The organism is Sphingomonas sp. SDUR79, assembly GCF_056821745.1.
On record NZ_JBPDIN010000001.1, the window covers coordinates 3,492,063 to 3,504,819 of the forward strand.

General features: G+C 68.0%; 15 protein-coding genes. 2 read left to right on the plus strand and 13 right to left on the minus strand.

The genetic code is table 11. The annotated features are described in order from the left end of the window. Window positions 1–25 precede the first annotated feature (25 nt). From ACRYLO_RS17255 to ACRYLO_RS17305, 11 genes are all read right to left on the minus strand, one after another. Window positions 26–460 carry a CopG family transcriptional regulator gene (locus ACRYLO_RS17255; protein ID WP_482661285.1) on the minus strand — a complete coding sequence of 145 codons (435 nt, stop codon included), beginning with the start codon at window positions 458–460 and terminating at the stop codon, window positions 26–28. After that, complete coding sequence (locus tag ACRYLO_RS17260) at window positions 457–2,430, minus strand: conjugal transfer protein TraG (protein ID WP_482661286.1); 1,974 nt, start codon at window positions 2,428–2,430, stop codon at window positions 457–459. Before ACRYLO_RS17260 ends, ACRYLO_RS17255 begins: the two co-directional genes overlap by 4 nt. 10 nt (window positions 2,431–2,440) lie before the next feature. Further along, complete coding sequence (locus tag ACRYLO_RS17265; RefSeq protein ID WP_482661287.1) at window positions 2,441–4,177, minus strand: relaxase/mobilization nuclease domain-containing protein; 1,737 nt, start codon at window positions 4,175–4,177, stop codon at window positions 2,441–2,443. Window positions 4,178–4,406: 229 nt separating this feature from the next. Next, window positions 4,407–5,078, minus strand: coding sequence for a lytic transglycosylase domain-containing protein (locus tag ACRYLO_RS17270; protein ID WP_482661288.1), 672 nt, complete (start codon window positions 5,076–5,078; stop codon window positions 4,407–4,409). Beyond that, window positions 5,078–5,422: a DUF736 domain-containing protein gene (locus ACRYLO_RS17275; protein ID WP_482661289.1), complete on the minus strand. Its 345-nt coding sequence runs from the start codon at window positions 5,420–5,422 to the stop codon at window positions 5,078–5,080. The genes ACRYLO_RS17270 and ACRYLO_RS17275 overlap by 1 nt, the downstream gene beginning before the upstream one ends. Next, window positions 5,419–5,988, minus strand: coding sequence for a S26 family signal peptidase (locus ACRYLO_RS17280; protein ID WP_482661290.1), 570 nt, complete (start codon window positions 5,986–5,988; stop codon window positions 5,419–5,421). Before ACRYLO_RS17280 ends, ACRYLO_RS17275 begins: the two co-directional genes overlap by 4 nt. Continuing rightward, window positions 5,985–6,491 carry a DUF2840 domain-containing protein gene (locus ACRYLO_RS17285; protein ID WP_482661291.1) on the minus strand — a complete coding sequence of 169 codons (507 nt, stop codon included), beginning with the start codon at window positions 6,489–6,491 and terminating at the stop codon, window positions 5,985–5,987. The genes ACRYLO_RS17280 and ACRYLO_RS17285 overlap by 4 nt, the downstream gene beginning before the upstream one ends. Continuing rightward, window positions 6,488–6,763, minus strand: a complete 276-nt coding sequence (locus ACRYLO_RS17290; protein ID WP_482661292.1) for a helix-turn-helix transcriptional regulator — start codon at window positions 6,761–6,763, stop codon at window positions 6,488–6,490. The genes ACRYLO_RS17285 and ACRYLO_RS17290 overlap by 4 nt, the downstream gene beginning before the upstream one ends. A 120-nt stretch (window positions 6,764–6,883) precedes the next feature. Next, complete coding sequence (locus tag ACRYLO_RS17295; RefSeq protein WP_482661293.1) at window positions 6,884–7,594, minus strand: DNA -binding domain-containing protein; 711 nt, start codon at window positions 7,592–7,594, stop codon at window positions 6,884–6,886. A gap of 197 nt (window positions 7,595–7,791) precedes the next feature. Then, window positions 7,792–8,115 (minus strand): DUF736 domain-containing protein, encoded by a 324-nt coding sequence (locus ACRYLO_RS17300; RefSeq protein WP_482661294.1) that lies wholly within the window; start codon window positions 8,113–8,115, stop codon window positions 7,792–7,794. 686 nt (window positions 8,116–8,801) lie between these two features. Further along, window positions 8,802–10,241 (minus strand): serine hydrolase domain-containing protein, encoded by a 1,440-nt coding sequence (locus ACRYLO_RS17305; protein WP_482661295.1) that lies wholly within the window; start codon window positions 10,239–10,241, stop codon window positions 8,802–8,804. Window positions 10,242–10,303: 62 nt separating this feature from the next. Between ACRYLO_RS17305 and ACRYLO_RS17310 the strand changes: the two genes are divergently transcribed. Beyond that, the gene (locus ACRYLO_RS17310) at window positions 10,304–11,473 is read left to right on the plus strand and encodes a winged helix-turn-helix domain-containing protein (RefSeq protein ID WP_482661296.1); all 1,170 of its coding nucleotides are present in this window, start codon (window positions 10,304–10,306) and stop codon (window positions 11,471–11,473) included. A 172-nt stretch (window positions 11,474–11,645) separates the two neighbouring features. On the opposite strand, the gene ACRYLO_RS17315 is transcribed toward ACRYLO_RS17310, so the two are convergent. Next, complete coding sequence (locus ACRYLO_RS17315; protein WP_482661297.1) at window positions 11,646–11,915, minus strand: usg protein; 270 nt, start codon at window positions 11,913–11,915, stop codon at window positions 11,646–11,648. Continuing rightward, window positions 11,912–12,412 (minus strand): hypothetical protein, encoded by a 501-nt coding sequence (locus ACRYLO_RS17320; protein ID WP_482661298.1) that lies wholly within the window; start codon window positions 12,410–12,412, stop codon window positions 11,912–11,914. Before ACRYLO_RS17320 ends, ACRYLO_RS17315 begins: the two co-directional genes overlap by 4 nt. Between ACRYLO_RS17320 and groES the strand changes: the two genes are divergently transcribed. Continuing rightward, on the plus strand, window positions 12,411–12,725 hold the full coding sequence (groES, locus tag ACRYLO_RS17325; RefSeq protein WP_482661299.1) for a co-chaperone GroES: 315 nt from the start codon (window positions 12,411–12,413) through the stop codon (window positions 12,723–12,725). The two genes, ACRYLO_RS17320 and groES, sit on opposite strands and share 2 nt — an antisense overlap. The last annotated feature ends 32 nt before the right edge of the window (window positions 12,726–12,757 follow it).

Consider the following 12,757-nt stretch of genomic DNA (forward strand, 5'->3'; position numbering starts at 1 on the left):
GCGCACATTTCGAAGGAGGGTTTGCTCAGGCTTGGGACGCTCCCGATGCCGGATCGACATCCTCTGAAATCTCGTTCTTCAGACGCGGTCCAAATTCCATTCGCCGGTTCAGCGTTGCAACGAAGCGCTCCCAGCGTTCCTTGCCCATGGCCTGGGCAGCAGCGAGCGCCGTGTCGGGTAACGGCGGATTGTTGACCAGCCAGAAGCGGACGAACAGTGCGAGCGTTTCGTTTCCGAGTTCCACATGCCAGGCCAGCTTGTCCGCCTGCCTTGAAAGTCTGTCGAGCCTGCGGCTCAGCACGGCCTCGAGATGCTCGGCGCTGTCTCCCGAAAGCAGGGACCTGAGCGCTGTTTCCACGACCAGCGCCTGGCTGACCCGCTTGCGCGCGGCATAGTCGGCAAGTGCGCGCGACAGGTCGGACGGAAGCCTGAATGTGTGTTTGATCCGCAGCGTATTCATAGGTCAACTCCATCATTTGGGTCGAGCGAGGCTTGGCGCGCCGCCCCGCGCATCCGGTCACGCAAGCGCTTGTTGGCAGCGTCATCGTCGCCGGCCCGATCTTCGAAATCGAATTCTCCACGAGGCGGCGTGGGGCGGGGAACGATCTCCTGCTCCTTGGGAAGCTCGGGTTCGCGGCGAATGCCCGCGTTGGCGAGATCGCCGCTGGCAGGTTTTGCTGCTGGAGCCGGTTCCGGCTGCGTGGGGTGCGGCCAGTCGGTCCAGTCATTTGCGCGGGTCGGCACGCGCCCGGACGGAGCCGGCGGATCCTGCACCCGAACCTTGAGGCGAGGATCGGCATAATAGCGGACCTTGCGCGCGCGGATCGGGTGGGTACCGGCGATCATGACGAGTTCGTCGTCGGGCGGCAGCTGCATCACTTCGCCTGGCGTGAGCAGGGCGCGGGCGGTTTCGGTGCGCGAGACCATCAAATGGCCGAGCCAGGGCGAGAGCCGGTGCCCTGCATAATTCTTCATCGCACGCATCTCGGTTGCCGTGCCGAGCGCGTCCGAGATGCGCTTGGCGGTCCGCTCGTCATTTGTCGCGAAGCTCACGCGCACATGGCAGTTGTCGAGGATTGCGTTGTTGGCGCCGTATGCCTTCTCGATCTGGTTGAGCGACTGGGCGATCAGAAAGGCCTTGAGCCCATAGCCCGCCATGAAGGCCAGCGCGGACTCGAAGAAGTCCAGCCGGCCGAGCGCCGGAAACTCGTCGAGCATGAGCAGGACGCGGTGCCGCTTCGCGCTCGGTCGCAATTCCTCGGTCAGCCGCCGCCCGATCTGATTGAGCAGCAGGCGGATCAGCGGCTTGGTGCGGCTGATGTCGGACGGCGGCACGACCAGGTAAAGCGTGACCGGACGATCGGCTTCGACCAGGTCGGCGATCCGCCAGGCCGAGTTGCTGGTCACCTTTGCAACGACGGGATCGCGGTAGAGACCGAGGAACGACATCGCGGTCGACAGCACGCCCGAGCGCTCATTCTCCGACTTGTTGAGCAACTCGCGCGCGGCCGAGGCGACCACCGGATGGACACCGGCTTCGCCCAGATGGCGGGTCGACATCATCGCCGCGAGCGTGGCCTCGATCGGGCGGCGCGGATCGGACAGGAACGCCGCGACGCCGGCGAGGGTCTTGTCTGGTTCGGCATAGAGGACGTGGAGAATGGCGCCGACGAGCAGCGCGTGGCTGGTCTTCTCCCAATGGTTGCGTCGTTCGAGCGAGCCCTCGGGATCGACCAGCACATCGGCCACATTCTGAACATCGCGGACCTCCCATTCGCCGCGGCGGACTTCGAGCAACGGATTGTAGGGCGCCGAGGCGGGGTTGGTGGGGTCGAACAGCAGCACCGTGCCGATCCGGGCGCGAAGGCCTGCGGTCAGCGTCCAGTTCTCGCCCTTGATGTCGTGGACGATCGCAGAGCCGGCCCAGGTCAGCAGCGAGGGAATGACGAGGCCGACGCCCTTGCCCGATCGTGTCGGCGCGAAGCACAGCACATGTTCAGGCCCGTCATGGCGCAGATAGGCGCGGCCCAGCCGCCCGAGGACGACGCCATCCTCGCCGAGAAGTCCGGCGGCCCTGACCTCACGCGGCGTGGCCCAGCGCGCCGAGCCATAGGTCTCGGCAACCTTAAGCTCGCGGGCGCGCCACACCGACATCGCCACCGCGACGATGATCGCGGCGATCCCGCCCGAGGCGGCGATGAACGCCCCCCTGATGAAGATCTTCGGGGCATAGGCATCGTAGCTGAACCACCACCAGAAAAAGGCGGGCGGCAGATAGAGTGGGTAATCGCCGATCCTGAACCAGGGCGGCCCCAATGCTTCCTGATAGCCGAGCGCAGCGGCGGTCCATTGGGTTGCGCCCCAGGTTGTGACCAGCACGATCAGGAGCACTGCGAGCACCTGACCCCAGAGGATGCGGGATGATTGCACTTAGGGTCTCCTAGATGCCGAGGGATCGGTTGCGACCGAGGCTCCACTCGACCCCGCCGGGCGTCAGGGTGCCGGTGACGGTCATGCCGAGCTGTCGGTCGAGCGCCGGCCGCCAGGGAACCAGCTGAAAACCGAGCCCGTCGTCGATCATCGCAAAGCGCCCCGAAGCGAGGGTCACCCGTTCGCGATAAGTGCCGGCAACTGGCATCCCGGGGACGGTTTCGCGCGGCGTCAGTCCGGTGCGCGCGGCGATCGCGCCTGCGGCCTCGCGTAGGTCAGCGCTGCGAAGCTTTTCGATCAGGTCGGGCGCGAGCGTCACGCGGTCGCCGCGACGGGTGGCGAGTCCCTCGGCGATCAGATGCTCCGCGCGCGCCGCCATTGCCGCCCGGACCTCGCCGCCAAAGCCGTGGTTCGATTGAGCAAGGCCGGAAGACAGCAGTTGCCGATCGAGCCAGGTCGCGCCCCGCGCCCGGATCTGGGCGTCGAGGGGCAGGTCGCTGCGCACGGCAAGCGCGGCACGTGCGGTGCCTTTGCCGTCGCGCCATTCCCGCAGCTCGACGATCGCGCCGGGTGCGGCGTCGCTGGTGAGGTCGAGATCGGCAAAGCGAAGATGATGGTGACGCCCGTCGATGCCGTCGATCACCGCATAGGCTGTGCCGGACAGTTCGTCGTGCAGGCCGCGCGCGACCAGGCGGCCGACCACCGGCTCCGCAGCACCGGGCGCGTGGATCGCGAGCCGGCCGCTATCGAGTGCGTGACCAGCGCCGCGCATCGCGCGATGCATCGTCTTGATGATGTCGCCCCGGACGCCGAGGTCGCGCAGGATGGGCTCGAGATCGGGCTTCAGCCTCCAGCGGGCCACTCCCACAGGCGTCGCGAGCCCCAGGCGTTCGAGCTTCTGGGCACGTCCCCGCAGCAGCAGGTCCTGCCAACCTCCGCCGGCAACGCCGTCGGGGCGCCGATCGACGATGCCATCCGGGTCGGCGCGCCCGATCAGCGTGCGGTCGAGGATGGTCATCCGGTCGGCCTCGACCTCCCGGCCCAGCGCCGCGGCGATCTCGGCCTCGCTGCGGGGCCCGAGCTCGAGCGTTGCCCTGGCCTGCGCGCGGCTGCGAAGGCCATGCGCGATATAGTCGCGGTCGATGATGAGGTCGCCGCCATCATCGGCGCGGCCGCGCACCAGGATGTGGACGTGGGGGTTGTCGGTGTTCCAGTGATCGACCGCGACCCAGTCGAGCTCAGTCTCCAGGTCGCGGGCCATGTCGCCCATCAACTCACGCGTGAATGTGCGAAGATCGGAGAGCTCGCCGGCGTCCTCCGGCGAGACGGTGAAGCGGAAGTGATGGCGGTCGTCAACGCAGCGGGCTGCAAAGGCGTCGCCGTCGGCGCGATCGGTTCGCGCGTCGAACATGGCGGCATCGCCACCGTCGCGAGTCACGCCATCGCGCTCGAGATAGGCGATGTGGCGGGCGAGCGGAGCAGCGCGGAAGCGCGCCCCGCCATGCCGCACGATGCGCGCCTTGATCACGACCCGGCGAGCCGCCGCCTGCCCGCGTCCGGCAAGCCCCGCCGCGCGACCGCGCCCGAGCTGCCCGGTGCCGCCGCCACGGCGCGCAGACCGCGGCACGATGCCGGACCGGGCGGCGGCGCGCCTGACCTGCGCTGCAAGACTGGGCGGCCGGGCATGGCCCGAACCCCGGTTGCCCCCCTTGCCGGGCCTGATGCGGAAGTCGTCCTCGGTCGCCATCACGAACGAGCCTGAGGCCGGGGTGCCAGCGCGCCGAACATTGAAATCATTGGATAAATTCGAGCACGCGACGGCGCTCCGTCGCGGGTGACGGCGCGAATTTGCCAATCACAACAACCATTTGCGCCCCGACCGACGGCCGCGCTTTTATCTTGCCATCGCTCCTTCTCCTGCTGAATCCGTCCTCCCGCCACTGCTGACGGTCGTACCTGCGGGACGCCTGGGCCCGTCATTGCGGTAGTCCCGTGCGGGGCACGAAGATCGTGTCGCGCGGGGGATCGGACGGGCGCGCGTCCTGCTCTGCGGTGGGTTCGCCATCGGAATCGCGATCCCCGGCGAACAGCGAACCGCGACGCCAGCCGTCGCGATCGGGCAGCGCGGCGGGAGCACCGCGACCGCCATCGAGCACCCGCAAGGACAGCTTGGCGACATAGGCAATCGTCTCGGCCGGCAGCGCTTTGGCGCCGCGCAGATAGGCTTCGTAGCGACCGGGACCGGCATTGTAAGCGGCGAGGAACCCCGGGTCGCCATAGCGGTCGAGCAGTCCCCGAAGATAAGCGGTGCCGGCAAAGATATTGTCGCACGGGTCGAACGGGTCGGGGCCGAGCGCGTAGCGGGCGCGCAGTTCACCCCAGGTGCCGGGCATCAATTGCATCAGCCCCATCGCCCCCTTGGGCGAGACTGCGAACACCTGCCAGTTGCTCTCGACCGCGATCACCGCGCGGATCAGCGCTTCGGGAATCGCGAAGCGGGCCGACGCGCGGGAGATCGGGGGAGCGAGCGGTGCTGCCGGTCCGCAGGCCGCAGCCACGGGCTGCGCCTGCGCTGCCGCCGGCGCAGACCATGCGATCGGCAGCGCCGCGAGGATCAGTAAGACCCGGCGTGCGATCGCATGGGCCATCACGCGTCTCCGGCGTCGCGGCGGCGCTGGGCGCGCTGCCAGAACAGCAAATGCGGCTGGCCTTCGATGCCCGGGCGGAACAGGTTCGCGCGGATCGCGCGTGGCAGCTGCGGATCGTCGATGACCACTGCGACATAAGCTCCGGCGCGCTCGCCGGTGCGCTTCCAGCCGGCGCCGATCTCGGGTCCCTCGGCGCTTGTGCCGGCATGGACACGATAGTCGGGCGCGTTCCGGATATCGCTTCGCGCGGCCGGGACGATGCTCACCTCTACGTCGATTCCAAGCGTCGTCAGGCGCCCGCGATAGCCGTCGCCCTGCACGGTAAACTCACCGATCCTGATCATTTCACGTTCCTTTTCGTCACTGGTGGGGGAGGGGAATCGAACGGTGCAAGCGCAGGCGACGGGCCGCCCGGGAGCCACAAGGGCTTCAGGACGGCGACGATCGAGCGCGTAGAAACCGGCCCGAAATAGCGTCCATCGAAGCTGTCGGCGGCGGCTGGATTGAGAAGGAACAGCTCGCCGGAGCGCAGCGTCCGGCACCCGCTCCAGCGCGGTAGCGACCGGCCGGCCCGATCCGTCAGCCGCGCGTGCGCCACGACAATTCCGTCGACCGAAACCTTTGTTCCCGTCCGGCAGATGCGCTGGCCAGGGGCGGCCGCGACATGCTTGAGCATGGGCACGCGAAGCGGAAGATAGCCGCGCTCGGCCATCAGCCGCGCGATGCGCTTGGGCGCATGCGCCGCGACCAGATCGCCGCGCCTGGGCGCCGAGCGATGCGCGGCATAGAGCCCGACAGGGACGCTTGCGCTCAGGTTCCAGACCAGCCTTGGTGCCGGTCGCGCGAGCACGGGCAGCAGCAGCGCGCCGATCGCGCAGGTGCCGGTCAGGAGGATCGCAAAGCGGGTCATGCGCCGATCGCGCGGCGCAGCAGCCAGGCGCGATGCCGCGCGTGGGCATAGGCGCGCGGCGCATGGCCGACGATCAGCCGGTTGTGCGCATGGCTCCAATAATCCGGCGCCACAGCGCACGGATCGAAGCCCGAATTTTCGAGCGCGTCGATCAGCGCGAGACCCTGGCGGACGCGGGGCCAGCCGCGCAGATGGAGGAGGATTTCGCCACCGGGGGTGACGCAGGGATGCGTTGCATAGGCTTCGCCGGGCGCGACCGCGCGGATGATCGCGAGCCGCGACAGGATCGTGCCATAGTCGTTCGACGCCCAGCGGACGAAAGCGAAGACGCTGTCCGCCGCGAAGGACAAGCGGCGGCGGCGGCGGTCGAGGATCGCGTCCGAGAGCGGCGCGCCGAAGCGGATCCAGCGCTCGGTTTGCTGTTCGACCCAGGTCAGTTCGAGCGTCGTTATCCCCGTGAAGGGAGAGGCTTGTGCGCCGGAAGGGATAAAGCTGCCGCTCATCGCCGCACCGCGCCCTTGCGGTCGAGCAGGCTCAGATCGATGCGCTTGGGGGGATGGACGATGCCGTGGCCGGTGTCCGAGGTCGAGCGGCGCACGCCCTGGTTGGCCCAGGCGACCAGGTCGTCGACGGCATAGACGACGCGCCCGCCGAGCTTGCGATAGGCAGGCCCGGTTCCATAGCAGCGATGCTTCTCGAGCGTGCGTGCCGACAGGCCGAGCAGGAGCGCGGCGTCGGGGGTGCGCAACAGCGGCTGCACGGGCTGGCTGGTCATTTATAGTCTCCGGCGAGGGCCCGGCGCATGCCGGGGGCCCGTTCCAATCACCGGCTCTCAATGGCGGCAGACGGCGCCCCTCAAGGAGCGGCCAGAGCCGCATCCCGCAAACTGTCGCCCCTATCCGCGCAGCAGCGCGCGATAGCCGCTCGTGGCGAGCGCGCGGGCCTCGGCTACGAGCCGCTGCACCCGCCGCCGCTCGCTCATCGATTTCCACGCGGCCGCGTGCGTGTCGCCGAGCCAGGGATAGACGATGCCGAGCCCGATCTCGCGGTTGCTTGCACCCGCTTGCCAGGCGTCGAGCACGCGCAGCAACAGCGCGAGGCGCTGCTGCTGCAAGGCGCTTGGCCGCAGCGCAGCGGCCGGTTCGGCGATGCTCAGCCCGGCGAACATGCGCCGCGCCGCGTCGCACGCGGCGGTGCGCAGCGTATCGCCGAGCGGCGGTAACAGGATCACAAGCGGCGCGTGGCGCGCGTCCGCCAGGACGCGCAGCCGGTGCCGCACGCCGCGGCAATCGAGCACGATATGCCGCACCCCATCGGTTAAATACTCGACCACGACCGCGGCGTCGGGCAGCGCCGCCACGCCGGCAACGCCGGCGGGCGCAGGCGCCAGCGCGACGATCTGCGAGGCGCATGTCGCGCGCCAGATTGCCGGCGCTGCGCGCACCGACGCCTCGGGATCGAACAGCCGAACCAGCCCAAAGCGGGCCGCATCGCCATCGCGCGCGGCGCTCCAGGCCGCGCGATAGGCCGGGCTCCGACGCAGGAATTCCTGCGCGACATCGGCGCGATCATGCGTCGCGAGCCGGTCGGCGGCATGCGCTGGCAAAGGCGGGCGAACAGCGACGGCGTGGCGCTCCGGTCGGGACCATTCCCGGCCGCAAGGCTCGCGAGCGCCGCTGCATCATCGAAGACCCGCACTGCGCCGGACGTTCTCCCCGCATGGGGATAGCGCCGCGAGTTCCACGCAGCTGCAGCCACGCAAAAGGCGCCCCGCCGCATCCGGCGGGGCGCCCTCGCCTTGGTTCAGTCGTTGCCCGAGCGCCGCGGGCGCGACCAGATCAGGCTCGAGGTCTCGCTGCCTTCGTCATCGAACAGGTTCGCGAAGATGGGCTGGGCGAAGCTCGGATCGTCGAGCTTGACCGAGAGATAGTCGCGGCCTTCGGCGGACTGTTTGGCCCAGGCGGCACCGATTTCGGCGCGGCCGACATAGACCCGGTGGGTGGGTGCGTTCTCGTTAGGGCGGTTGTCCTCGGGGACGATTCGGACGCCCTTGGCCTGGACGCTGAGGGTCACGATCGAGCCCTGATATTCCTCGCCGACCTTCTTGAAGCTGCCGATATTCGCCATGTCACTTACTCCGATATGTCGGGCCGCCCCATGCGGCCGCGATGGCGTCGACCGGCCGGATTGCGATGCCGCCGCAGCGTCAGCCCGCAGCGCAGCGCAGGACTGCGAAGGCGGGCTTTCTTGCCGCGTGAGGAATGGGCGTTCCACCGCGCGCTTGCGCGCGGGGTGGAACGCCCAGGGGAAGAAAGTTCGGCGCAGCAGTTGCGGCAAGGCAGTCGAGGCGCAGCCGTCATCCGGCCAGACCGCCATCAAACGAGGCCGCCGGGGTTGCCCGAAACCGGGAGCAGACAGGCGCACCGGCAGCGACCAGAAGACGCAGGCACCATGCAGGACCCGTTCCCCAGCGCCGGGGCAACAGGCCGCCATCTCCGGCATCCCCCAACCGGAACCTGCCCCTTCCCGGCCTTGCGCGCCGCCGAACCGCGCCGCCGGGCCAAGCCCCCGCCGTCGCCCGACCCCGCCGCCAGGCCGACCCGCTGCCGCCAGCCACCCGCACCAAACGCAAAAGAAAAGGCGCGAGACCCCGCCATCGCCGCTGCCCCGGCACACTCCGCAATGACTGAATTCAAGGCATGGCGACCCTGCAATCGGCGGGCGCCACGAGCGGTGCGGACGCGCACGCGGCGATCCTAACAGCGCCCGCATCGCGCGAGAGGACGGAATGGCGATGGCAGTCTGAGGGATTGTCAGCGCTGCAATCGCACCACGAATTTGCGGGCCGGGCTCAGCGCTGCGACGAAGCTGCCGTCGGGCTGACGGCGGAAGTCGTAGGTCCCGCTCGGCGTGACAAGGGCACCGCGATCGAGCCGGTCACCCGGGAGGATCGAGATGACGGCCAGTCCGTCGGTGCTGGTTTGAGGCAGAGCATCGAACCAGTCGCCCGCAGCGTTGCCGAGGCCCAGCGTGCCGCGGCAGATGCCGTCCGTAATTGCGAATCGCACCGTGCCGGTCACCGGCTTGTCCCCGAAGCTGCCGCTATATTGGCTTGCCCATATCGGGCAGGGCGTTTGCGGCCCGGTGGGATCGGCCTGGAACGGCGCTGCCAGCATCGCGGCGGTTTCGGTGATGTCCGAAACCCAGACGGCGTTCGAGAGCAGCGCTACGCTTTCGCCGCGCTCAGGGTAGAGCATCAACGCACTGCGCGCGCCGATCGCGGCACCGGCATGATGCGCGATCCGTTGCCCGTCGGTGTCTGTTCGGATGCGCCAGCCGAAAGCGATGCGATCTTCGCCCTCCATCACCGGCGTCCCGTCGTTCATCAGGCTCGGCGTCCACATCATCGCCCGCGCCTTTGGTGACAGGAAGCCGTCGCGCATCACCCTTGCGCCGAACAGTGCAACGCCATGCGCCGTCCCGCGAAAGCCCGCACCACCCCAGGAATAGCTGTAATCGTGCGAGGCCGCGGGACGGATCGCGCCACCTTCAAATTCATATGCGACCGTATCGTGCGCCGGATCGGGCGCCAGGTCCGGGCGCAGCGGCAGGTCCTGGATCATCGCGCGCGAGACGAAGGACAGGAACGGCATGTCTGCGGCGCCCTCGATTGCCGCGCTGAGCAACGTGTACCCGTAAGAGCTGTATTGATACCGCGTGCCCGGCGCGAACAGGAGCGGCCGGTTGGCGAAGATCGCGACCGCCTCGTTGACCGAGCCGAAGCGGACCTTTCCGCGCGCGGCATCGACATCCTGATAGTGGGGAATGCCCGACATATGCGCCGCGAGCTGGCGCGGCGTGATATCCGCAGGCCAGCTCAGGTGAAGGCCCGGCAGGTAGCGCTGGACCGGTGCGTCGAGGTCCAGCCGCTTGCGGTCGTGGAGCATGATCGCGGCGGTTGCGGTCAGCAGCTTGGAAACGCTGGCGAGGCGAAAGCTGGTGTCGGGATCGACCGGCAGCTTTCGTTCGAGATCGCGATAGCCGGCAGTGCCGACCCAGATCAGCGTGCCATCGCGCGTCACGGCCGCGGCCATGCCGGGCACGCCGTTCGCTTCGATTTGAGCAGCGAGGATCGCGTCGGCGATGCGGCGCGGTGCGTCCGCATCGGTCTGCGGGGTTTTCGCCAGAGCCGGATTGTTGCATCCGATCGCTGCGAGGGCGATTAGGATGAGCGGGGTGTGGTGCCTTGTCATGCCCCCAAGGCTGTGTCTGAACCGGGCAGCGCGACAAGAAAAGAACGGTGAAGATTGGTGAAATGAGCATCGAACTGTGCCGCTTACGTCACGCAGTGATCGTCGCTGGCGCTGCGCACCGCTTGCCCGACCTTTCGTTTCGGATGCTCGACCTGCTCGTTTCACGGGCGCCCGACCCGGTTGCATTCGCCGACATCGAGCGCATTGTCTGGGATGCGCACGTCACGCGGGAGACGATCAAGCAGCGGGTGACCTTGCTGCGCGAGAGCCTCGCACAGATCGGCATGGACGGCACAGCAATCGAGGCCGTGCGGAACCATGGCTACCGCACCACCCTGGTCATGCGGGAGGCGCAACCGGCACGCGCATGGCCTGTGCGGCGCATGATCGGGCTCGCCGCGACGACGGCGCTTGCCGCGCTGGCAGCGCTATTTCTGACCTGGCAAGGCCGCGACACGGGCGATGCCACCAAGCCGCTGCTCGCGGTGATCGTCGACCCGGCTGCACCTGGCAGCGATACCGTGCAAGCGGAGGCAGTGCGCCGCGACATGGTCCGGGCGTTTTCCAAATTCGGAGGCGTTCAGGTCATCGATCGGCCTCCTTCCCCGGGCGCGGCACCTGCCTATATCGTGCGACTCTCCCTCGACACGTCCGCGAACAAGGGGCAGCTCGCAACCGAGCTTGTCGATGGCGGCACGGGCGTAGTCCTGTTCGCGGAACGCTATCCCGTATCGGCGACCCAGTCGGATCGGGCGGTGCTCCATTTCGCAAATTACGTGCATGCCCATGTGAGCGCGTTTTCGGGCAGCGGGGCCGGGATGTCGGAAGAATCCCGCGCCCGCTACGCCGAAGCCTATCGGCTCTGGCGGCTCGGTGACCGGCAGAGCCTGGTCGGTGCCCGCAACAGCCTCGCCGCGCTCGCGGACGGGGCCGACGCCAGCGTGATGTCGCGCTCGCTCCTCGCGCGCGTGCAATCGGATCTGGTCTTGCGCCATGGCGAGCCGATCGCGCTGGCACGGACAGCCGAGCTCAACATCCGCGCGCTCATCGCGCGGCACCCTGGCCTGGGTGACCTGCGCTATTCGTTGTCCCGCGCGTTGCTGGCGCAGGGAAAGCGGCAGGAGGCGCTCGACGCCCTGCGGGTCGCCCAGCAAACCATGCCGTTTCTATCTCGCGACGTCATGGCGATCGAAGGACGATCGCGCCGTCAGCCGGGCACATCCGACCATTGAGGCACGGTGATCATCCCGGATGTCGGCCTCCGGGGCGCATTCGGATGGATTTCAGCGGTCGAAGCCGGGACACATTGCGGCTGCCTCCTGAGTGAGGGCCGATCCGAGGCGCGGCGTGCGGCCGCAACAAGCAATTGCGCAGATGCTGTGTCCCCGCTCGAAAGTTGCGTGATCACCGAAGCGGAAACACACCGTCCACCGCGCGCCACTCCGCCGGCCGGATCAGCCGTTCATGCTCGATCCGCACCGAATGCAGCGCAGCCTCGATCTCGCGGCGCCAATGTTCGAGGAAGCCGAGCAGCACCGGGAAATCGGGTGCGAGATCATATTCCTGCCAGGCGAAGAGTTGCAGCAGCGACGGCGCATCGGGGCGATAGTAATGAATTTCCGCGAAGGTGAGCCCATAGCCTTCGAGCTGCACAAGAAGCGCGCGGTCGGTCATAGGCGGGCCATCCGGTGTGCGCGCGATTGGTTCAGCGAACGCAGCGCAGAAAAATCCTCGTCGATCAGCCCGTCCCCGGTCGTGCCGGACGGCGGTCGCCAGCCGGATTTGCCCGGAAGCGCGGATGGCTCGCACGCCCAGCGGGCGAGAATGGCGCGCCTGACCTCGGGCTCGAGTCTGGGATGGCGCGCGATGTCGAACGGATGAAGAAAACGGGAGACTGGCTGCGACACGGCTGTCCTCCTTCCCTCGTCGTCGCTCCTTGTGCGGTGGGCGGCTGCGCCCAGTGCCAGGAATTTTGGTCGCTCGTCCGCGATGGTCAAGACCCGCACCGGCGGCCGCGCAGCCCGGTCGTTGGCACTGCATGAAAACGCGTGCCAAAATTTCTCGCTTCGCCTCTTGAACTGAAAAATCGGCTTTCCCAATTCGCCGCCGCCCGGCGTTCGAACGAGCGCCGGAGACATCACATTCATGTTTTGCAACTGGAGGTTATGCATGCATTTCCGCCCCTTGCACGACCGTGTGGTCGTCCGCCGCATCGAGGCCGAGGAGAAGACCTCGGGCGGCATCATCATCCCCGACACCGCGAAGGAAAAGCCGCAGGAAGGCGAGATCGTCGCTGTCGGACCGGGCGCGCGCGACGAGCGCGGCACGCTGGTCGAGCTTATGGTCAATCCGGGCGACCGCATCCTGTTCGGCAAATGGTCGGGTACCGAGGTCAAGATCGACGGCGAGGATCTGCTCATCATGAAGGAGAGCGACATTCTCGGCGTGATCGAGAGGGTCGCCGCGGTCCGCCAGGCGGCGTGACCGCTTCCATCGCCAATCTTCAGGAAGGACAC